This is a genomic window from Vibrio ouci (genome assembly GCF_004551525.1).
In the GTDB taxonomy this organism is placed as follows: domain Bacteria; phylum Pseudomonadota; class Gammaproteobacteria; order Enterobacterales; family Vibrionaceae; genus Vibrio; species Vibrio ouci.
Genome location: NZ_SATR01000005.1, coordinates 142,207 through 163,254, shown reverse-complemented (window position 1 = coordinate 163,254; position 21,048 = coordinate 142,207). Strand labels below are relative to the sequence as shown.

Sequence of the window (21,048 nt, the reverse complement as noted above, 5' to 3'; positions counted from 1 at the left end):
AGATCATGATGGCTAACACTTGGGACGACGTCGCAGCAAACTGGGATTCGGAAGCTTCTACTAATGCCTATGCAGATAAAGCGTTCGAATCGCTAAAAAGTGTTGTAGATGTGACGGGGTTGCATGTCCTTGATTTCGGTTGCGGAACTGGCCTATTGAGCCAGCGCATGTCGCCAGCAGTGAAAGACATTGTTGCGCTAGACAGTTCTGAATCAATGATTGAGCAATTGGACAATAAAGAGCTTGAGAACGTTGAGCCTGTTGTTGATATGTTAAGCCGTGGCTTAGTGGCAATGCACCCAGCTTTTAGAGCGCAATTTGATCTTGTGGTTGCATCCTCTGTATGCAGTTTTTTACCAAATTATTCAGATGTCGCTGATATTGTTTATAGCCTTATTGATGAGGGTAGTTACTTCGTCCATTGGGATTGGGTATCAGACAAAGATGAAGTTGGCGGTATGACAATCGGTCATGCGCAGCAAGTATTGACCAGCGTCGGTTTTGAAGAGGTTGTGGTAACTACGCCGTTTGAAGTTGAAACGCCGCAAGGAACATTGAAAGTATTGATGGCGGTTGCGAAAAAATAACCGCTATTACTGTTGAATTGTTAAAGCCCGAATCGAGTGTTCGGGCTTTTTTATTTTTGCTTTTCTATGCTTGGAACTGCACTACCTCATCTAACACCCAAGGGTTAGCAATTGCCCCTTTGTTTTGTACCTCATCACCATGTAAGACTTGCTTCACGGCAAGTTCAACTAACTTTCCGGACTTGGTTTTTGGTATCTCACTGAGCGCATAGATCTCAGCGGGTACATGCCGTGGCGAGCACTGAGCACGCAAAGTCTGCTTAATCAGAGTTTGTAGTTCCTCATCAAGCTGGTAGTCGGGATTAAGTTGAACAAAAAGAACCACCTTTTCGTCGCCTTCGACACGTCGCGATACAGCAATAGAGTCTTGCACTGCAGGGATCTGATTGACTTGCTGGTAGATTTCGGCGGTACCGATACGGACACCACCTGGGTTTAGTGTCGCGTCGCTTCGGCCATAAAAAACCATACCACCTGTTGAGGTAATCTCGATATCGTCGCCATGGTGCCAAGTATTGTTAAACTTACTCCAGTAGGCGTTATGATAACGTTCCCCATCATCATGCCAGAACCCGAGTGGTTGATTTGGGAAGCTGTTCATACAGACGAGTTCACCGCGTTGGGAGGTGATCGGTTCTCCAGATTCGTTAAACACCGCGACATCCATGCCTAACGCTGCACCTTGGCACTCACCTCTATAAACGGGAGAGATAGGGTTCCCTAGAACAAAGCATCCACAGATATCGGTCCCTCCAGAAATTGACGCTAAGTGGAGGTCAACTTTGATATTGTCATAAACGAATTCAAACTGTTGCGGATAGAGTACAGAGCCAGTCGAGCATAACGTTCGCAAAGAGGTGAGATCATAGCTGTCACAAGGCTTGAAACTGCTTTTTTGTAATGCTTCAAGATACTTGGCCGAAGTACCAAACAAAGTCACTTCCGCTTGTTCGGCTAGTTGCCACAAAATGTTGGGATTTGGGTACATCGGGCTACCATCAAAAATCACCAGTGTTGCGCCGCTTGCTAAAGTCGAAACATGCCAGTTCCACATCATCCAACCACATGTGGTGTAGTAGAACACGCGATCTTTAGGCTGAATATCGCAATGGAGCTGGTGCTCTTTTAGGTGGTTAAGGATTGTGCCGCCAACGGAGTGAACAATACATTTAGGTTTCCCCGTTGTGCCAGAAGAATAGAGAACAAATAGTGGATCATTGAAACCAATGCGCTGATAACGAATTCCACGAGGCAAGAAGCTGGCGAGAATCGCTTCCCAGTCTGAAAAAGGCTCGCGGCTATAGCAATGTTCAGTAGGCGCAGACTTTAAGTACTCTATCTGACAGGTGTTGATGATACTTGGCAGTGCTTCAACAAGTTGTCGATTCTTTTCTTCAAGGTGGAAGGTTTTGCCATTGAACTGGTAGCCGTTACAGCAGAACAAAATTTTAGGCTGCACTTGGCCAAAACGTTCAGCCACACTTTCCACGCCAAAATCAGACGAGGTCGATGTCCAAATTGCACCTAAGCTAGTTGTGGCGAGCATGGCAATGACGGTTTCGGTCATGTGAGGTAAATAACCCGCTACTACGTCACCTTTATCGACGCCGTTATGTTTCAGCCATTGTTGAAGAATGGATACTTGATCACACATCTCTTGCCAAGTAAGTTTCCGGCTTTCCCCTTGCTCGTTTTTAAACCAAATGGCGATATCTTCGGGTGCTTGAAAGGCATAAGCGAGAAGGTTTTCCGCATAATTGAGTTGGGATTGAGGAAACCAAATAGTGTCTCTGCTCGGTGTAAACGTGCCCCATTTCGCCAATCCTTCGCCTAAGATGCAATCTCCTTTGTAACCAATAACATCGCAAAATTGCCATACTTCGAGCCAAAAATCTTTCTTGTTTTCGACAGACCAGCGCTGCAGTTCTGCATAGTGATCAAGGCTATCTCCCTGAAAATTAATATGTTTGATGAATTGCTTGAGGTTAGATGATTCGATCCGATCTGGGCTTGGTACCCAAATAGGGGAAGGCAAGTGTGCATCTGATTGAGACATGACATCCTCGTCTTTATGTTCTCCGTAACTGGATTAAGCTTTGATGAATTTCTGACCAAAGTCAAACATCTGAGCCTTCATCAGCTTACTGAAAAATAAGAAAAAAGCTGTCAAATGTAAAATTAATGTTACAGAGAAGGCGTGCTATAGAGTTGCTTGGTTAAATTGTCACCGGAGAAGCATGGCGATAGGCTTAATGTAACGGATTTGTTAACGGAGCTAGGTATGGCACAGTATCACTCTAAACCTGTGAATGAACACGGGATTGTAGATTGGAGCCCAGAAGAAGATGCAATATGGCACGATTTAGTTACCCGCCAGTTAAAACTGGTTAAACAAAGAGCCTGCAAAGAGTATTTGTCGGGGTTGGATTTACTCAACCTACCAATTAATAAAGCTCCACAATTGGTTGATATAAATAAGGTTTTAAAAACTGAAACTGGTTGGCAGGTTGAACCAGTACCGGCTTTGATTAACTTTGATCGTTTCTTTGGTTTATTGGCCGAGAAAAAATTCCCTGTTGCCACCTTCCTTCGAACGCGAGAGGAGTTAGATTACCTCCAAGAACCCGACTTCTTTCATGAAATCTTTGGCCATTGCGCGATGCTAACCAATCCAGAATTTGCGGAATTTACTCAGACTTATGGAGAGCTAGGGCGTGAGGCGAGTGATAAAGAGCGAGTCTACTTAGCGCGTCTTTACTGGTTTACAGTTGAATTTGGACTAGTAAAAGAAGGCGGAGCTACCAAGATCTATGGTGGAGGTATCCTGTCTTCACCGGGTGAAACGATTTACGCGCTTGATGATATGCGAGCCCAACGAGTGGACTTTGATATTCATACTGTTTTAAGAACCCCTTACCGTATTGACATAATGCAACCGGAATATTTTGTATTAGATAACATCGAACAGCTTTATAAGCTCAGTAAAATGGATTTGATGTTTCATGTAAAACAGGCGATGAAAGCCGGACTATTACCCCCATTATTTGAACCAAAGGAAGTGACACATGCTTAATGAATTACGCTGCGAAGCATGCACCAGCAGTGCGGTAGCACTAGGCGCAGAAGAACGAAGATTGCTACTGACAGAGTTGAATGATTGGCAAATGATAGAGCGTGATGGCATTCCCCAGCTTGAAAAAGTGTATAAGTTCAAAAACTATAAGTTAGCTTGGGCGTTCGCAAACCAAATATCTGAACTAGCAGAAGCGGAGTTTCATCACCCTTCAATTTTGCTTGAATGGGGCAAGGTAACGGTGACTTGGTGGAGCCATTCAATTAAAGGGCTGCATCAGAATGATTTTATCTGTGCGGCAAAATGTGATCAGATTTAATTCGGTCAAAAAATGATAAAGAAAAAGCCTGAGTACTCAGGCTTTTTTAATCCATGTTCAATTATTTAGAATGAAGAAAGGTAGCGTTGTTCACGAATAACCTGACCATTTTCGTCTTTTACTTCGAACGTGAATGAACGGCCATTGTCGAATAAGTTTGCGGCCATAAAGGTGCCTTTCGAGCCAGTTACATACGTTTTGGTACCATTACCTACTACTTTAACAGGTACGCCACTGACTGGTGCTCCGTCTTTCAATACCGTAACGTCTGCGTGGTTACGATCGGCTTTTACTCGAATTGAGTAGTCACTTGCCGGCATTGCAAATGCGATAGTTGAAGTTAGGGCGGTAAGGGCGATGGCTTTTAGTACTGTTCTCATAATGAATTCCTCTCAATATTTGGCTATATGCGATTTTTGTAAACTGCGTCTTTTGCGCTTGAGATAAATCATAAGCGTGATTTTTATCACGAAAAACAATATAAATTAGTTATAGATGTTCGAATTTTTCGAACTTGGTTACGCCGTTAATTGCGCTTGCTGATCGAGAACGTTTTCCAGAGAGCATACACTAAGAGGCTTAGACTTGAGGTAGCCTTGGATATAGTTGCATTTATGTTGGCTAAGCACCGCGAGCTGTTCAGGTGTTTCAACGCCTTCGGCGACAACCTCTAAATCAATGATGTGTGCCATATTGATAATCGCTTGGCATAAACTGTCTGCATTACTTTGCCCCATTGCGATGCGGCTGACAAAACTACGATCGACTTTGATCACGTCTACTGGGTAGTCGTTGAGGACGGATAGAGAAGAGTAGCCCGTGCCAAAATCATCCAAGTACAAGACAACGCCGAGATCTTTGATGCGTTGTAACTGTTGAGCACTGCATTCATCGCTTAATAACATTGACTCGGTAATCTCTATCCCGATTAGATGAGGCGGGAAGTCACACTCGCTCAGTAAGCGGCAGAGGGTGTGATAAATATGCTCAGATTCAAACTGTTTGGCTGAAACGTTAATATTGATTCTTGGAACGGACTTACCTTGCCTCGCTTGCCATAAACGTTGCAGTGTTTTGCAACACTCCATCGCGACCCAATTACCAATTTTTACCACCAACCCAGTCTCTTCGGCTATTGGGACGAAATCAACCGGAGAAATAGCACCGAACTCAGGGTGTACCCAGCGCAGAAGAGACTCAAAACCAACCACGCGGTCGTCCACGGTGGAATAGATAGGTTGGTAGACCAATGAAAGCTGTTTTAGGTTGAGAGCGTTAGTTAATTCTTGTTCTAGAGTGAAGCGTTTCTTCGCTTGATTGAACATCTGCTCATGAAAGAACACCACTTTCTCATGAGTGGATGTTTTAGCCTTGTACATGGCGGTGTCCGCTTCACGCAGGATACTGGCCAGTGTTTGCATGGGGTCAGTAACCACTGAAATCCCAATGCTGGTACCTATGTGGCAAGATTGGCCGTCAATATTATATGGTTGGCTAAGGACGTTAGAGTAACGCTGACAGATATCACTGAGGGCATCCTTAGATGTCAGCCCCGGAAGGCAAATTACGAACTCATCACCACCAAATCGAAAGCTCATATCGTTTCGGCGGCAGTGTTGAGTTAAACGACTGGCCACTTTTTGTAATAGCTTGTCACCGTGTAGGTGGCCCATTGAATCATTGATTACTTTGAAACGATCGAGATCGATGAATAGGATTGAGAAGCCCTTGCTCTGCCCGCTTGATAAGAGAGAGAGTTGTTTATCGACTTCGGAGCTAAGCGCAGTACGATTGCTCAAATTGGTCAGGTTATCTCTTACGGCTTGAAGTGCGAGAGAGCGGGTCTTCTCTTCAATCACTTGATCGGACACTTTAAGGCGTGTGGCATAAAAGTTAGCTGCAATGGTAGCGGAGACCGTTAGCATCAAAATTAAGAAGACAGAGGTGAAACCGTACAGCGCAGTACTCCCTGTGCGATCGGTTTTCGAGATAGATAACTGCCACTTGGTATTAAATAGTGGAATTCGCACTGTTCGGCTTGCAGAGACGATGCGGGTTGAAAATTTGTCCTCTTCGAGTTTAGTGTTGATGTGCGATTCAAAGATTTTAATATCATTGGGTTTAGTAAATACGCTGATACCCGTATGACTAGAATTTACCTCGGTATGCCAAATCTCGCCAAGTAGCTCGTGCAAAATGATGTTGGCGACCACAAATCCATCAAGAGCGCCATCTTGCCCAAACTTAGGGAGAAGTAGCCTAGCCCCCAGTTGGCCTTCTTCAACATAGTCGACTACTCCAATGCGATTTCCGCTAATAGAGCGCGACATGGCACTGACTATCGTGGGATCACTTTCCAACCGATATCCTAGGTAGTCAGAGCCTTCAAAGGATGACGAAATAAAATAGATGGGTAAGGTTGAGTTTTGCAAAAACCAAACAGGGTCGTTGTTAGTCGATATTTTCGGGTTCAGGCGATAGCCTAAAAAACCTTGCTGTTGCGCTTTACGCTCAAATTCAGAGACCTTATCGACAGCAACATTAGGCGCCCACATAAGCGAATGAACCATTGTGTTTATTCCGACTTGATCGGAAAAATAGGATTCGAATTGCTGCGGCGTTGGTGAGTTGCCATTCGCGAGAAATGAGCGAGTGGAGTAGAGCAGGGTCTCTATTGCTTTTAGTGACTGAGATAAAGTTTGTACTCGATTGTTGAGTTGGTTGTCGAGTAAACCATTGAGCTTTTGAGTCTCGTAATAATGGACGGTGACATAGCTCGCGACCGCAGATGAGAGGCCGATAAACCATATCAATACAAGGGTTTTCAGTGACAGAGCAAGTTTCAAAGCAACACAGAAAGAAATTTATAAAGTAAAAAGATGATAACTGTGAATAATATTAATGCAAATGATAATTAGTGCTATTTGCGGTCGTTATGTAAAGGATTGTTAATTGGTCATTATCGGAAACGTATATAATAAAAGGCGTAGTTATGTAAATTTGCTCTAAAGAAGGTGTTGCGCGAAAGTGTGAAGTAGATCTAATCTAGTAACCAAGGTGATGGGGTTCCACCTACTTAACCGCCACTTCAGGCTGATGACTCCTACAGAAACGAAAACAGGTAAGACTGTTGGTGATTAACCGTAGCACATTGCTATGGCTGGTTTTCTGTAGAGAAGTTGCGCCTTCAGATCTTCGCTTGTTTTCCTACTTACATAGGAAAACGCCATGCAATATTCATCTGAAATTCAATCAATGTGCCCAATTCAACGTGGGGACTTGCACCCATCTGCACCTATTCCTGTTGAAGGACGTATGATTCGCCCAACTGACGTGATTGCTATCTCTGGCCTTAGCCACGGGGTTGGATCTTGTGCGCCTCAGCAAGGGGCGGCTAAGTTAACCCTCAATGTAAAACAAGGCATTATCGAAGAAGCTTTGATTGAAACCATCGGCTGCTCTGGAATGACGCATTCCGCTTCGATGGCCGCAGAGATATTGACTGGTAAAACCATTCTGGAAGCACTGAATACCGATCTTGTGTGTGATGCCATCAACGTAGCAATGCGCGAAATCTTCCTCCAGTTTGTTTATGGGCGCACCCAATCGGCGTTCTCTGAAGATGGGCTAGAAATTGGCGCGGCGCTTGAAGATCTTGGTAAGACTCAACGCAGCCAAGTAGGAACCAGTTATTCTACGCTGGCTAAAGGGGTGAGATACATGGAGTTGGCAGAAGGTTATGTGACCAAATTAGCGCTTGATGAGCACGATGAAGTGATTGGTTACCAATACCTTAATCTGGGCAAAATGATGGCAAGTATTGAGAACGGCGAGAGTCCGGATCAGGCCATGCTAGGGGCGACAGGGGTTTACGGTCGCTTTGATGAAGCTGTTAAAACTATCAATCCACGTCACGCTTAATCTGAGGTCACCGCTATGAATACTCAAACTACTCAACTCTTAAACCAAATGAACCTTGCCACTGTCGAACAAGCTCATGATTACTGCCTAAGTTTCGGTATTGACCCGAAAAAAATGGTGCTTGAGACCCAACCGATCGCTTTTGATAATGCGTGTGATGCTTACACTGTCGGTACCGCGTTGGCCTTGTTTAAACAAGCAGAAACCGCAGAGAAAGCCGCGCAATATATTGGTGAAGGGCTACAAGCATTCACTAAACCTGGTAGCGTTGCAGAGCAGAGACAAGTGGGCTTAGGTCATGGCGCACTTGCTGCTCGACTTCTGAATGAGAATACACACTGCTTTGCTTTCCTAGCGGGCCACGAATCATTTGCAGCAGCAGAAGGTGCAATCAAGATAGCTCTGAACGCCAATAAGTCACGTCAAACTCCGCTGAAAGTGATTTTGAACGGCTTAGGGAAAGACGCCGCCTATCTGATCTCGCGCATCAATGGGTTTACTTATGTGCGTACCGAGTTTGATTATCAGACCAATGAATTGGTTGAAGTCGAGCGACGTCGATTTTCACAAGGCGAGCGTGGTGAGATTCTATGTTACGGTGCAGATGATGTTAGAGAAGGTGTCGCTATCATGCATCGTGAATCAGTCGATGTCAGTATTACTGGTAACTCGACTAACCCGACACGTTTTCAGCATCCTGTGGCGGGCATCTACAAATCAGAGTGTAACAACCAAGGGAAAGCATACTTTTCAGTGGCTTCTGGTGGTGGTACAGGGCGAACTCTTCACCCTGATAACGTTGCAGCAGGCCCAGCAAGCTACGGTATGACAGACACAATGGGCAGAATGCATGCCGATGCTCAGTTTGCGGGTAGCTCATCTGTTCCCGCTCACGTAGCAATGATGGGCTTCATCGGTATGGGTAATAACCCTATGGTCGGAGCGTCGGTAGCATTGGCGGTTGCCGTGGATCAGCAGCTTCATCATTAATGTTGATCTAGTCTTCAAGGGGCTTTGGACGACTGCTTTCCAAAGCCTCTACTTCTTTCAGGTACCGAGATTGTAAAGTATCTAATTTCCTCAGCAGTATGCTTATATCCCGAATTAACGCCTGGTTAAGCTGCGCATAATCTAATCCGGAAATCATGTTAATCATTTTGCCGTTGGTTTGGCAGTGGCGACTAATGGTTAGCCATTTGTCTTGTTGGTGTGAGGCTTCTTCGCTGAGTGGTTCGATCGCACTGCGTTCATTATCGATAAGATCAATGATGGTCGTTGAGGCTTTAATTTGAGCATTCATATGTTCTAGATAGCTAGCGTTGTTTGTTGACCACAAACTGTGAATTTCATCGGCACTAAATTCCTGGAACAGAAATGGCTGATCTTGGTGGAGTTTAAGAAACTGGTTAAATCGTGAGGCGTGAAGGTTATATGCTTCATCCAGTTCTTGTTGGACTTTGAGGCTGGCATTCCAACTTTTTTCATTGCATTGGGACCCGTTCACCTGAAAAGGTAAAGTGATCAGCATTGCTGCCGCTATAGTAGTTAAGTAATGCCATATCATGAGTATGGGTGCCGTGGTCTTGATTCGATAAGTATAGGAAAAATTCAGAACGGATATGAAAAAGCTAATGATGCTTGTCTTACTGCTTGTGGGTATTGGTTGTGCCGCTGGTGGTTACTACATTTTTTACTATAAGCCACAACAAGATGCGATGGCGGCACTAGAAGCTGAGAGCAACAAGGAGCCTGTCACGCCACTTGAAATAGTGGAAGAGGAAGAGCAAGAACAAGCGAAACCTCCAGTGACGGATTACTACGTGAGTCCGCCAAGGCTGGGTGTCCGTGAAATGCCCGATTTTGATGCGTTTGTCGAAAGTGTCGTATACCGTGGCGACAAGTTGCACATTTTGGAAAAGCGTGATGGCTGGGGCCGAATCTCTCCATACTATGTGTATGAAGACGGGGGACCAGAAGTGGCTGAGTGGGTGCCGATGGAAGCATTACTTGAAGTGGCACCGACGATCACCAAAAAAGAACGTTTAGAAACCGTGGGTCAGTACATAGAAAACTCGGATGATTTTAAGCAGCACTTTGAGATGTTTATTAAGACCACTGATAACCTGTTAAAAGACGGTACGTGTGTTCCAGAAGATTTTGAAGAGACACAAGGCTGGGTGCGTTCAGTGACCTTTGATGAGCAAGAGGCTTATTTTGTTTATTGTGGCGGCTTGAAGCAGGCAAATAAGATTTACCTTAACGTTCAAACAGGCAAAATCTTTTACCGTTAAATCCTATTAAAACTGAAAAATTAGCTTTTAGAATATTTTAGTTGTCTGGTTGACGGCTTAGGTCTACCATCGACATGTTCTATATTATTTGGCTAATCAATGCTTCAGCGAATTGTTTCATATTTCTGGCTAGTTTTACTTGCGATGGTTTTACCAACGCAGGCTTTTGCCTATTTGTTACAAGCTGAAAATGAAGCCTCTGCTAGACTCAGCTACCGTTCTCTTGGCACTACACCTTCTTCACAACAAGACTTTCAAGCTCTGTTTGATGAAGTACGACAAGAACCCCAATCAGAACCAGTAACTCAATCAGATATTGCGCAAGATTGGTTAGCGATTATTAATGCGAATCGTTGGTCAAATGTCACTCGTGTTCTTGATGACGCTGAGCCAAAATCAAATCTCGAAACAGTAGGTTTTGAACCTGCTGCTATTCCTCTCTATCGGTTGTATAAACTTCCGGTTGTTACTTTAACTCAACGCGTTTCGAACCAAAATGCTATCTACCGAGTTTCCGGTTGGAAAGAATCGAACACGCTTTACGTCGCCTTAAACGGTCATTTCTGATCATTTTTTAACTTAGTTAAACGAAGAATCTAATCTTCATTATTTTAATACTACGCACGGATTACTGTGCCTAGCAAAGTTAAGAAATATTATGAAAAAACAACCTGTTAAGCAGGCGAAATCTGCACGCCTGATGAACCACTACTCGGCGTGGAAGTATGTGGTGCTGATCGCTACGATCATTATGCTGACGTTAAGTGCGATACCAACATGGTATGGTGAGAAACCGTCAATTCAGGTGACAACGTCACCACAAGCAAGTAACTCAATTCTTGGTAATGTTAGTGAACTCAATCACTATCTTGATCAGCGCGATATTGATGCAATCAAAATTGATCAAGTTGGCCAGAAAACAACGTTAGTGTTCGACAACGAAACTGCTCAGACACAAGCGCGAAAAGAGCTAGATAAGCTGCTGGGCAAAGAAGATAGCATCACCTTCTCTTATGTCTCTGTTGCGCCTGAGTGGTTAAGTGAGCTTGGCTTCTCACCAATTAAGCTTGGTCTTGACCTTCGTGGCGGTGTTCAGTTCCTACTTAACGTAGATATCGATAAAGCGTTTGAAGATCAGCGTAATAGCTTAGTCGATGAAGTTCGTGACTTTTTACGTCAAGAGCGTATTCGCGGTGTGCAAATTACCGCAGTAGGCTCTGAAGGCTTTGATATTAAGAGTAACTCAGAACAAGCAATGGGTTCGGTTGGCGATTTCTTAAAGCAAAATTACCCAACTTGGGATGCAAAGCGTCACTCGGACTATATTGCGGTTAAACCAACACTAGAAAGCAAATCTGAATTCCAGTCGGTCACTATCAAGCAAAACCTTAAGATCATGCGTGATCGTATTGAAGAGCTAGGTATTACCGAAGCACTAGTTCAACGCCAAGGTGAGCACAGCATTCGTATTGAACTGCCGGGTGTACAAGACCCATCACTGGCGAAGAACGTGATTGGTGCAACTGCAACGCTTGCTTTCCATGAAGCTCGCTCTCCATCTGAAGAGAAAGCGTATGGTGACATTGTCCTGAAAGACAACGATGGCCGAGACGTAACCTTAGCAAAACGCGCTGTTCTTACAGGTGAGCACATCATTAATGCGCGTGCAGGTATCGATAAAATGGGCTTCTCAGAAGTCAACATTTCGCTCGATCATGCGGGTGGCAAGATCATGAGTGATTTCTCAGGCACTCATATTGGTAAGCCAATGGCCACTGTGTACCGCGAGTACACCACTAACGCGAAAGGCGAGACTGAACGTAGTGAAAAAGTAATCAGTGTTGCGACGATTCAATCGCAGCTAGGTAGCCAGTTCCGTATTACGGGTGCAGGCTCTATGGAAGACGCGCAAAACTTAGCACTACTGCTAAGAGCGGGTTCTCTAACTGCCCCTGTTACCATCGTTGAAGAGCGTACCATTGGTGCGTCATTGGGTGCAGAAAACATCCAAAACGGTTTTGCAGCCTTGGCGCTTGGTCTAGCAATGACACTGACCTTCATGGCGTTGTGGTACCGCCGACTTGGTTGGGTAGCAAACGTCGCTCTAATGGTCAACATGGTGAGCTTGTTAGGTCTTATCGCGTTACTACCAGGGGCAGTACTCACTCTTCCAGGTATTGCAGGTTTGGTTTTGACTGTCGGTATGGCGGTAGATACCAACGTACTTATCTTCGAACGTATTAAAGATAAATTGGCAGAGGGACGTACCTTTGCTCAGTCTATCGATCTAGGATTTGACAGTGCACTAAGCACCATTCTAGATGCCAATATCACCACCATGATTACTGCTGTCGTGCTGTATTCGATCGGTAATGGTCCAATTCAAGGCTTTGCTTTGACTCTTGGTCTTGGTCTATTGACCAGTATGTTCAGCGGCGTATTCGCTTCACGCGCAATCATTAACTTAGTTTGGGGACGCGACGCTCGTCGTGACGTAAGGGTTTAATCATGGTCGAATTCTTTAAACAACGTATCCGCCGTATTCGTTACATTACCAGCTTTGTTTCCATTGCTTTAATGGTAGTCTCGCTGATTGCATTCGCGGCAAATGGCCTGAACATGGGTCTAGATTTCACTGGCGGTATGGTGACGGAAGTCAAGGTGGACAACAACGTCACACACCAACAATTGGTTAAGACACTGAAGCCAGAACTAGGTGAGTTCACCAATGTTACCCATTCAGACCAAGATGGTCGCTGGGTGATTCGTTATCCAATCCCAGCACAAGGTGAAGAGGTTGCCGATCTTACACAAACATTAGCGCCGATTTCTCACCAAGTTGAAGTGATCAGTAACAGCATGGTTGGCTCTCAAGTAGGCCAAGACTTAGTTGACCAGGGCGGTTTAGCGCTACTGATCTCAATGATGAGTATCTTAGGTTACCTATGTTTCCGTTTTGAATGGCGTTTAGCGAGCGGTTCATTGCTAGCGTTGGTTCATGACGTGGTGTTAGTCCTTGGTTTCTTTGCGGCGACACAAATGGAATTCAACTTAACCGTGTTTGCTGCGATATTGGCGATTCTTGGTTATTCATTGAATGACTCGATTATCATTGCTGACCGAATCCGTGAACTATTGCTAGCCAAGCAGACGACACCAACTGAAGAAATTAATGACCAAGCAGTGTTAGCAACGTTCTCACGTACCATGGTGACTTCGGGTACTACGTTAATGACGGTATCAGCATTGTGGATTATGGGTGGTAGCGCGCTACAAGGTTTCGCTATTGCGATGTTCATCGGTATTTTATCGGGCACTTGGTCTTCCATCTCGATTGGTACTGTACTACCTGAGTGGTTGAAGCTTGAGCCTAAACACTACTTACCCGTTGAAGTGGATGACGCACCTTAAGTTGAAAGCGAAATCAAATTAACGCCCGATGTGAGAACGTCGGGCGTTTTCTTTTTAGTAGATTTATATAGTCCGGACAGCTTATTTGGTTTGCAGAGCTAGGAAGTTCGTGAAGCCAGACCAGGATTTGGTATCGGCATCTTGTCTATATCTTGGGCTACCAAACACAGTAAAAGCATGAGGTGCGCCACTGTAGGTGATCATTTCATGTTTGACATTGGATTGCTCTAGCTCTTCAGCTAGCGCAGCAAATTGAGCCATCGGAATGGCAGTATCTGCTGTGCCATGAAGCACCAATATAGGCGCCTTTGTCATGGCATACGATTGGCCATCTGGGGTGCTTAATCCACCGTGGAAGGTAACGAACCCTTTCGCATTCATACCGGCTCGTGCAGACTCTAGTACCGCTGCTCCGCCAAAGCAGTAACCCATCACCACTGCATTGTCCGCGTTGCCACCTAATGAAGCCGCGTAGTCTAGACTCCCTTGCATAAGCGCACGCAGCTTTTCTCGGTCTTTGTACAATTCACCAGTGTGCTGTTTTTTATCTTTTACTTCTGTAGGTCTTATATCTTTACCAAATAGATCCGCTGCAAATACGTTGTATCCAAGATCATTAAGCATCGCCGCTCGTTTTTTCTCATACTCTGTCAGCCCATCCCAATCGTGTATCAGTAATACCAAAGGTGCATTATCACTGACTTTAGCCCAGTAGCCCTCATAATCACTACCATTTACATTGTAAATCTTATCTTCACCTGCTAGAGCGAAAGAGCTCAACAGAGCAGACATCCCAACCAATACCATTTTCATAGAACACCTCCGTTTGTCGTAGAAGTGTAGTACGTAGACAACGATGACAAGCGAACACTGGGTGTTGATAGGTTAACTATTGGGAGTGGCAGTAACAAAAAAGCCTCCCGAAGGAGGCTTGGATTACAAGGAAAAGAATCGTTTACATTGCAGCTTCGAAGATGGCAGAAATCTCTTCATGTGTGGCTTGTTTAGGGTTAGTAAAGCCACAAGCATCTTTTAGCGCGTTGTCTGCTAGAGTCGGGATATCGTCAGATTTCGCACCTAGCTCTTTAATACCAGCAGGGATGCCAACATCTTTCGCTAGCGCAACGATTGCATCGATAGCGGCATTAGCGCCTTGCTCTGCAGTCATGCCTTCTACATCGACTCCCATTGCTTTAGCCACGTCAGAAAGACGCTCTGGGCAGACTTGCGCGTTGTAGCGCTGTACGTGAGGTAGCAAGATTGCGTTACACACGCCATGTGGTAGGTCGTAGAAACCACCTAGCTGGTGCGCCATTGCGTGTACATAGCCTAGCGATGCGTTGTTAAATGCCATACCCGCCATAAACTGAGCGTAAGCCATTTGTTCGCGAGCTTCGATATCATCACCGTTCTCTACCGCTGTGCGTAGGTGTGCTTGAATCAGTTCGATAGCCTTGATTGCCACTGCATCTGTAATTGGCGTTGCAGCAATAGACACATAAGCTTCAACGGCGTGAGTTAACGCATCCATACCTGTTGCAGCCGTTAGCGATGCAGGTTTCGCTAGCATTAGCTCAGGGTCGTTGACTGAGATTAACGGCGTAGTGTGTTTATCGACAATCGCCATCTTAATATGACGTTCTTCATCAGTAATGATGCAGAAACGCGTCATTTCAGATGCTGTACCCGCTGTGGTGTTGATTGCGATCAGTGGCAACATAGGTTTAGCTGATTGGTCAACGCCTTCGTAATCGCCAATCTTACCGCCATTAGATGCAACCAGTGCGATGCCTTTAGCACAGTCGTGTGGCGAGCCGCCGCCGAGAGAAATTACGAAGTCACAGTCGTTATCTGTTAGTAGTGCTAAGCCGTCGTTAACGTTGCTGATAGTCGGGTTTGGTTGCGTGCCATCAAATACTACAGTCTCAACATCTCGCTCAGACAATAGATCTTGAACTTGTTTCACCATGCCAATTTGGCTCAAGATTTTGTCGGTTACGATAAGACCTTTTTTGAAGCCTTGAGATTGGATGCTGTCGGTTGCGTCTTTAAGGCAGCCAGCGCCCATTAGGTTTACTGTAGGGATAAAAAATGCACTTGTCATTGGATTGCTCCATATTTATATATTTAATAACTGCATCTAGATTCGCATAAATATCCCAAGCTTAAATTTGATCTTAAGCAATTAAGTTACCCAAAAGTGGTATGCGAAAATGAATTTGTGAGCTTAGTCATTTCGAAAGAGGGGGGATGATAAATATGTTAAATATTAATGATTTAACGCAATCGATTTTCCAACATATTTAGGTAAATAGATCGAAAAATAAAACCCTTACACTTAGGTGTAAGGGTTTTATTTCGTGAGCAGATATGGGGAGTTGCTGATAGATTATCGATTTGCTGAATCAATCGATTCTTGGTCGGACTCTGGCACCAATTCTGTCTGTTGCTCTTCTTCAAGGACATCGTCATGTTCATCGGTGGCATAGTGTTTAACGAGAAACGGTGTCAGCATGACACTGGATGGAAAAAAGCGCTTCATATCATTATCTCCTAGAACAGGGGTACTAAATGATTGTGTCGCGTCACCCTGTGCACATTCTTGTTTTAGGTCATAAAATCGCCGAACAACTGTCAACGCGGCCTATTTATGAGCTTGGTGTCACATCCGCTAGTTAAGCTAAAATAGACTTGGTCGTTATAGCCCTAACTCTTTATCCCAGTAGGGCGTATCTGTGCCAAGCTTATCATCTAGGAAATCGATGAGGGCTCTAACCTTAAGCGGCATGTGTTTTCGCTCTGGATAAACCGCATACACAGCGTGCTGAGGCAACGAATAGTCAGGTAGGACGATTTTTAAATTGCCCGCAGCAAGCTCTTTTCCAACGATGAAAGTAGGTAGCTTGGCTACGCCACCATGGTTGAGTAACGTTTTTCTGATGACCTCACTATTGTTGACAGACAGACGTCCTTTCGGAATCACTTTGTGCTGCTGGCCTCCGCTAGTGAAGGTCCATTCAGTACCGCCTCGGTAATAGGTATAAAGCAAACAATTGTGATCGGCGAGATCGGAGGGTTTGCTAGGCGTCCCATGTGTGTCCAAATAATGTTGTGTTGCGCACAATACGCTTAAACAAGGAGCCAATCGCTTAGCAATCAAGTTCGATTCAGGAAGGTGGCCAATTCGAATTCCTAAATCAAAGCCTTCTTCAACTAAATCGACCATTCGGTCTTCGAGTTGTAGATCGATCTCGATCTCTGGGTATAAAGACAAAAACTCAGGAATCAAAGGGGAGACATGAAGAACGCCAAATGTCATTGGGGTCGTTATCTTGAGTTTTCCACGTGGTGTGCCTTGCAGCTCTGACACGGCATCAATTCCTTGCTGCGCCAAACTCAAAGATTGCACAACGTAGTCGTAGTAACGCTGTCCGGCTTCAGTCAAACTGATTTTTCGAGTGGTACGATTGAGTAGCCGGATACTGAGTTCATCTTCCAGTTGCGTAATTCGCTTACTAACTGCAGATTTAGTGATATTGAGTTTTCTCGCAGCGACGGAGAAACTGCCGTTTTCGACAACGGAAACGAAGACTGGAATAGCGGAGAAAGCTTGCATAGTTGATATATAGTGAACAATGAGTTTCTGTATTAATAGATTATCATCTAAAAGAAAACAATCTACACTAGACGCGTATTTTTGAGGAGATAAGAATGAAATACGATTGGATCTTGTTTGACGCTGATGAAACCTTGTTTCACTTTGATGCTTTTAAAGGCATGCAACTGATGTTTTCGCGCAAGGGAGTGGACTTTACCGAGCAAGACTTTAACCACTATCAGACAGTTAACAAGCCTTTGTGGGTGGATTACCAAAATGGAACGATAACCGCGCATGAACTGAAACATACTCGCTTTCAAGAATGGGCTGATAGATTGGAAACGACCACTTCAGAACTAAACAGTGCGTTCCTTGAAGCAATGGCCGATATTTGTACGTTGTTGCCAGGGGCGAAAGAGCTGATGGATAGCCTGCACGGTAAGGCAAAGATGGGCATCATCACCAATGGCTTTACTGAATTACAGGCAATTCGACTTGAGCGAACGGGTATGAGCCAATACTTTGAGCATGTCATCATTTCCGAAGAAGTCGGCGTTGCCAAACCTGACCGAGCTATCTTTAGTCATGCTTTAGAAAAGATGGGCATGCCATGTAAGAGCAAAGTGCTTATGGTTGGCGATAACCAGCACTCGGATGTTTTAGGTGGAATCAACTTTGGCATAGAGACTTGTTGGTTAAACCATGCGGGGGATGAGCAAGATTCATCAATTGCGCCAAGCTATACCGTGAACTCGCTGCATGAATTGAAAAATATTCTATTCGCTTAATCGAATAGTGATCCAAGTGGTGCTGTTGTTGGTATTTAACAACAGATACTGTAAATAGGAGCGTTGCTCATGTCGATACTTGGAAAAATTGTAGATTTAGATGCGAGTCATGGATACGGCTTTATCGAGGAAGAGAATGAGAGTGCTAGAGTCTTCTTTCACGTTAGGGACTTGGAAAAGTCTCAGATAGAGCCGCATGTGAATGAACTTGTAGAGTTCGATATTGAGTCTGATCTGAGTGGCTGCCTTCTTGCGTTAAATATCTCGCCATCAGTTAGCAAGTAGGGTGTTAGGCGTCTGGAGCGTGCTGTTTTAAGTAGTGCTCCAGATTTTTTGTTTTGTTGGTCTCAAACTTCTTATCAAGAATCGTTAGCTTGCTAATTCTATCGATGCGAAAGTGGCGATAGTCATCTCTTAGCTCACACCAAGCCACCAAGGTCCAAACTTTGCCCCAGAATATCTGACCTAATGGTTGTAAGCAGCGCTGTGTCTCAGCACCTTTATGATCTGAATAGTGGATCTCTATCTTCAACTTGTCGTCAGTTGCGTGACGGAGCATTTTACCTCGTCTCGCTGTTTCTGAAGCAGTGTGAATCTCAGGCACAAAAATCGGAAAGCTCTCGACTTGCTGCTTGAGCTTATCTGGCAATACCGAAAGTATTTTGGCAGACGCTGACTGAGAAGCCTGAGCCAATTCATCATCGGACCAAGCGCGCACCATGCGCATTCCTAGCTCTAGAGCAAGTATCTCTTTGTCGGTAAACATGAGTGGTGGAAGGTGAGAGCCATCTTGCAGCATGTAGCCAATGCCAGCTTCGCCTTGAATTGGAACCCCTGAGCCAATCAGTGACTGTATATCACGATAGATAGTGCGTTCACTCACTTCCATACGTTCAGCGAGCTGCGCGGCAGTCACGGCATATCGTTTTGAACGAAGTAGGGTTAGTAGCTCAAAGAGGCGTTCAGACTTACTCACACAGATTCCTTTCTCTGATTATAAAAAGAGGCCGAGAGCGGCCTCTTTCCAATTGGTATTAGCGATATTTTGCCGCTAAATCACTCATCATGATGGTTTGATGTTGCATGACGACACTTTCAGGGTCAATAAGTGCCATCAATGGTGCACACTCTTTACTCGACATAAATTGCTCGCCTGCTGCTTTAGCATTGTCCATTGAATCCCAATAAACAACATCTGTCCACGTCTCACTCTCTTGCTCGAAGCTTAATGAGCGATATTCAAAACCATTCAACGACGAGACAAATTCCTGACTCTTCTCTGTGGCAGCAATAAGCTGTTCGTTTGTTGCGTCTTGTAGCAATTTGAAGCGGACAATTTCGATAACACTTTTCATCATATTTCCCTATTTATCTGGAGTTGTGGGGTGTTGCTTAACGTCGAAATAATCATATTCAAAGTGACTGTCAGATTGTGTCAGGAATGTTAAAGGTCAAAAAATAGACAAAAAATGCTCATCATTATGCGCATGGTGGAATATGTATGCTATAGGTATTGTAAAACATACAAAATTAATGACTTGCAAGAGTCAGCTGCTAGGTAAGGAAACTCACATGTCTATACAGGGCACGATTGCGCACTGGGACCAAAATAAAGGTTACGGTTACATTTCTGTCGAAAACCAAGATACACAAATTGTCTTTCATATTAGTGATTTAGCGAACGCTTCTCAGACCCCCTGTGTCAGTGAACCGGTCGTGTTTCGCTTAGGTTCTGACAGTAGTGGTGGCATGAGAGCGGTTCAAGTAGAAAGACCTATCGTGTTTAACTTTTCCCTCGCAATCGCCGTATGGTTCTGTAGTGCCTTGCTTGGTAGTGTTGTATTACTTGATTTTCCGGTTATAGCCTGTGTTCTATATGTTGCTGTCAGTACGGTGACGTATACGGTGTATGCATTTGATAAGCATGCATTAATGACAGGAGGGTGGAGAATCCCAGAAGTGTCGTTCCACCTATTAAATGTGTTTGGTGGCTGGATTGGGGCGTTATTCGCTCAGTCATTTATGCATCACAAATATAACGATTTAGGTTTTAGGTTCCTGTTTTGGTCAACGGTTGTCATGAATATCATGTTTTTTTGTTGGACCTTAACCAACGAAGGGGCGGTCTTCTTACAAGAGATGCTTCAAAGTATTCGTATTTGAAAGTAATCATTGTCAAAAACAAAGGGCTCATTTGAGCCCTTTGTTGTTTCAGTCATTGCTTGGTGGTTTACGGACGCTCACCTGCTGCTAGGCGACGTTCGATATCCGCAACCACCTCTGGGAAGTCAGCAATGGTATCGATTAGGTAGTGCGGTGAGATCTTGATCAATTTTGCACGTGCTTTTTCACGAGCGGCATTAAGCGTTGCTTCGTCCGCGGCTTGGTACTCTTCAAACGTCAGACCTGCTTCGTTACCAGAAAGCAGCAGACCAACGGTCCACATACCGGCATTGTGACCTTCATCGATGCCCGGTGCTGCGTCATCCACTTTGATACACGCGTTAACGTCGGTTACATTCAGCTCTATTACGTTCTTCAGTGCCATAAATGGCGCAGGGCGACCGCCTTGAGGAAGATCGTCTGTCGCTACCACATAATCTGGCTTGTAGCCGTAATCCGCTGCCACTGGAATCAGTACGTCCATTACTTCGCGAGGATAACCAGAACAAGAACCGATCTTGATGCCTTTGTCTTTCAAACCGTTCACCACTTCAATCGCATTCAGGATTGGCTCTGCGTGGTCAGCGACTTTCGCTTTTTGTAGAGGCATAAATGCTGCGTAGATAGCATCGATGTCTTCGCTGGTCATTGACCGGCCAAACTTTTCATTCCAACGCTTATCAACTGCAGGGATGCGGCCCACTGCTTGTATGTGATCCCATTTGCCTAGACCCATTGGCTCGCGCGCTTCTTCAAGGTCGATATCAAAATCAAAGCCTTGTTTGAATGCTTCAACAAAAATGCTGGTGGGTGCAAAAGAGCCGAAATCGACGATAGTGCCAGCCCAGTCAAAGATCACTGCTTGAATTGGTGAGTTGCTCATGTTGAATCCTTTTT

The 21,048-nt window shown here is 44.7% G+C and carries 23 protein-coding genes and 1 riboswitch; of the genes, 12 read left to right on the top strand and 11 right to left on the bottom strand.

Annotated features, from left to right (window positions below; all coding sequences use genetic code 11):
• The first annotated feature begins 8 nt into the window (after window positions 1-8).
• Window positions 9-587, top strand: coding sequence for a class I SAM-dependent DNA methyltransferase (locus ELS82_RS05685; protein WP_134834636.1), 579 nt, complete (start codon window positions 9-11; stop codon window positions 585-587).
• A gap of 64 nt (window positions 588-651) precedes the next feature.
• Here ELS82_RS05685 and ELS82_RS05680 read toward each other — a convergent pair whose 3' ends face one another.
• Window positions 652-2,643 (bottom strand): acetoacetate--CoA ligase, encoded by a 1,992-nt coding sequence (locus ELS82_RS05680; protein ID WP_134834606.1) that lies wholly within the window; start codon window positions 2,641-2,643, stop codon window positions 652-654.
• A 225-nt stretch (window positions 2,644-2,868) separates the two neighbouring features.
• Here ELS82_RS05680 and phhA point away from each other — a divergent pair, with 225 nt between their 5' ends.
• Both phhA and ELS82_RS05670 read left to right on the top strand, forming a co-directional pair.
• A complete protein-coding gene (gene phhA, locus ELS82_RS05675; RefSeq protein WP_134834605.1) occupies window positions 2,869-3,660 on the top strand; it encodes a phenylalanine 4-monooxygenase in 792 nt (263 codons plus the stop codon).
• Window positions 3,653-3,979 carry a 4a-hydroxytetrahydrobiopterin dehydratase gene (locus ELS82_RS05670; RefSeq protein ID WP_134834604.1) on the top strand — a complete coding sequence of 109 codons (327 nt, stop codon included), beginning with the start codon at window positions 3,653-3,655 and terminating at the stop codon, window positions 3,977-3,979. The genes phhA and ELS82_RS05670 overlap by 8 nt, the downstream gene beginning before the upstream one ends.
• A 65-nt stretch (window positions 3,980-4,044) precedes the next feature.
• Here ELS82_RS05670 and ELS82_RS05665 read toward each other — a convergent pair whose 3' ends face one another.
• Together ELS82_RS05665 and ELS82_RS05660 are read right to left on the bottom strand one after the other, a co-directional pair.
• Entirely contained in the window at window positions 4,045-4,359 is a 315-nt protein-coding gene (locus ELS82_RS05665; RefSeq protein WP_134834603.1) for a hypothetical protein, read from the bottom strand.
• A gap of 138 nt (window positions 4,360-4,497) precedes the next feature.
• Window positions 4,498-6,825, bottom strand: a complete 2,328-nt coding sequence (locus ELS82_RS05660) for a bifunctional diguanylate cyclase/phosphodiesterase (RefSeq protein WP_134834602.1) — start codon at window positions 6,823-6,825, stop codon at window positions 4,498-4,500.
• A 201-nt stretch (window positions 6,826-7,026) separates the two neighbouring features.
• Window positions 7,027-7,092: riboswitch (Fluoride riboswitch) on the top strand.
• A 115-nt stretch (window positions 7,093-7,207) separates the two neighbouring features.
• Between ELS82_RS05660 and ELS82_RS05655 the strand changes: the two genes are divergently transcribed.
• Entirely contained in the window at window positions 7,208-7,900 is a 693-nt protein-coding gene (locus tag ELS82_RS05655) for an iron-sulfur cluster assembly scaffold protein (protein WP_134834601.1), read from the top strand.
• Between the two features lie 15 nt (window positions 7,901-7,915).
• Window positions 7,916-8,890, top strand: a complete 975-nt coding sequence (locus tag ELS82_RS05650; protein ID WP_134834600.1) for a GGGtGRT protein — start codon at window positions 7,916-7,918, stop codon at window positions 8,888-8,890.
• Between the two features lie 7 nt (window positions 8,891-8,897).
• On the opposite strand, the gene ELS82_RS05645 is transcribed toward ELS82_RS05650, so the two are convergent.
• The gene (locus tag ELS82_RS05645) at window positions 8,898-9,428 is read right to left on the bottom strand and encodes a hypothetical protein (protein WP_244230758.1); all 531 of its coding nucleotides are present in this window, start codon (window positions 9,426-9,428) and stop codon (window positions 8,898-8,900) included.
• Between the two features lie 91 nt (window positions 9,429-9,519).
• Between ELS82_RS05645 and ELS82_RS05640 the strand changes: the two genes are divergently transcribed.
• From ELS82_RS05640 to secF, 4 genes are all read left to right on the top strand, one after another.
• Entirely contained in the window at window positions 9,520-10,191 is a 672-nt protein-coding gene (locus tag ELS82_RS05640; protein WP_134834598.1) for an SH3 domain-containing protein, read from the top strand.
• Window positions 10,192-10,290: 99 nt separating this feature from the next.
• A complete protein-coding gene (locus ELS82_RS05635; protein ID WP_134834597.1) occupies window positions 10,291-10,758 on the top strand; it encodes a hypothetical protein in 468 nt (155 codons plus the stop codon).
• A gap of 91 nt (window positions 10,759-10,849) precedes the next feature.
• Window positions 10,850-12,697: a protein translocase subunit SecD gene (gene secD / locus ELS82_RS05630; RefSeq protein ID WP_134834596.1), complete on the top strand. Its 1,848-nt coding sequence runs from the start codon at window positions 10,850-10,852 to the stop codon at window positions 12,695-12,697.
• A gap of 2 nt (window positions 12,698-12,699) precedes the next feature.
• Window positions 12,700-13,602 (top strand): protein translocase subunit SecF, encoded by a 903-nt coding sequence (gene secF, locus ELS82_RS05625; protein WP_134834595.1) that lies wholly within the window; start codon window positions 12,700-12,702, stop codon window positions 13,600-13,602.
• A gap of 81 nt (window positions 13,603-13,683) precedes the next feature.
• On the opposite strand, the gene ELS82_RS05620 is transcribed toward secF, so the two are convergent.
• The 4 genes from ELS82_RS05620 to ELS82_RS05610 all read right to left on the bottom strand — a co-directional run bounded on the left by ELS82_RS05620 (window position 13,684) and on the right by ELS82_RS05610 (window position 17,218).
• A complete protein-coding gene (locus tag ELS82_RS05620; protein ID WP_134834594.1) occupies window positions 13,684-14,415 on the bottom strand; it encodes a dienelactone hydrolase family protein in 732 nt (243 codons plus the stop codon).
• A gap of 142 nt (window positions 14,416-14,557) precedes the next feature.
• Window positions 14,558-15,706 (bottom strand): L-threonine dehydrogenase, encoded by a 1,149-nt coding sequence (gene yiaY, locus ELS82_RS05615; protein WP_134834593.1) that lies wholly within the window; start codon window positions 15,704-15,706, stop codon window positions 14,558-14,560.
• 285 nt (window positions 15,707-15,991) lie between these two features.
• Window positions 15,992-16,144 carry a hypothetical protein gene (locus ELS82_RS26265; RefSeq protein WP_167489234.1) on the bottom strand — a complete coding sequence of 51 codons (153 nt, stop codon included), beginning with the start codon at window positions 16,142-16,144 and terminating at the stop codon, window positions 15,992-15,994.
• A 156-nt stretch (window positions 16,145-16,300) separates the two neighbouring features.
• Complete coding sequence (locus ELS82_RS05610) at window positions 16,301-17,218, bottom strand: LysR family transcriptional regulator (protein WP_134834592.1); 918 nt, start codon at window positions 17,216-17,218, stop codon at window positions 16,301-16,303.
• A 95-nt stretch (window positions 17,219-17,313) separates the two neighbouring features.
• Between ELS82_RS05610 and yjjG the strand changes: the two genes are divergently transcribed.
• On the top strand, window positions 17,314-17,988 hold the full coding sequence (yjjG, locus tag ELS82_RS05605) for a pyrimidine 5'-nucleotidase (protein ID WP_134834591.1): 675 nt from the start codon (window positions 17,314-17,316) through the stop codon (window positions 17,986-17,988).
• Between the two features lie 69 nt (window positions 17,989-18,057).
• The gene (locus tag ELS82_RS05600) at window positions 18,058-18,273 is read left to right on the top strand and encodes a cold shock domain-containing protein (protein WP_134834590.1); all 216 of its coding nucleotides are present in this window, start codon (window positions 18,058-18,060) and stop codon (window positions 18,271-18,273) included.
• Between the two features lie 4 nt (window positions 18,274-18,277).
• Here ELS82_RS05600 and ELS82_RS05595 read toward each other — a convergent pair whose 3' ends face one another.
• Both ELS82_RS05595 and ELS82_RS05590 read right to left on the bottom strand, forming a co-directional pair.
• A complete protein-coding gene (locus tag ELS82_RS05595) occupies window positions 18,278-18,964 on the bottom strand; it encodes a helix-turn-helix transcriptional regulator (protein WP_134834589.1) in 687 nt (228 codons plus the stop codon).
• Between the two features lie 58 nt (window positions 18,965-19,022).
• On the bottom strand, window positions 19,023-19,343 hold the full coding sequence (locus tag ELS82_RS05590; RefSeq protein ID WP_134834635.1) for a hypothetical protein: 321 nt from the start codon (window positions 19,341-19,343) through the stop codon (window positions 19,023-19,025).
• A 217-nt stretch (window positions 19,344-19,560) separates the two neighbouring features.
• Here ELS82_RS05590 and ELS82_RS05585 point away from each other — a divergent pair, with 217 nt between their 5' ends.
• Window positions 19,561-20,151 (top strand): DUF1294 domain-containing protein, encoded by a 591-nt coding sequence (locus ELS82_RS05585; RefSeq protein ID WP_134834588.1) that lies wholly within the window; start codon window positions 19,561-19,563, stop codon window positions 20,149-20,151.
• 67 nt (window positions 20,152-20,218) lie between these two features.
• On the opposite strand, the gene phnX is transcribed toward ELS82_RS05585, so the two are convergent.
• Entirely contained in the window at window positions 20,219-21,034 is an 816-nt protein-coding gene (gene phnX, locus ELS82_RS05580) for a phosphonoacetaldehyde hydrolase (RefSeq protein WP_134834587.1), read from the bottom strand.
• Window positions 21,035-21,048: the final 14 nt, after the last annotated feature.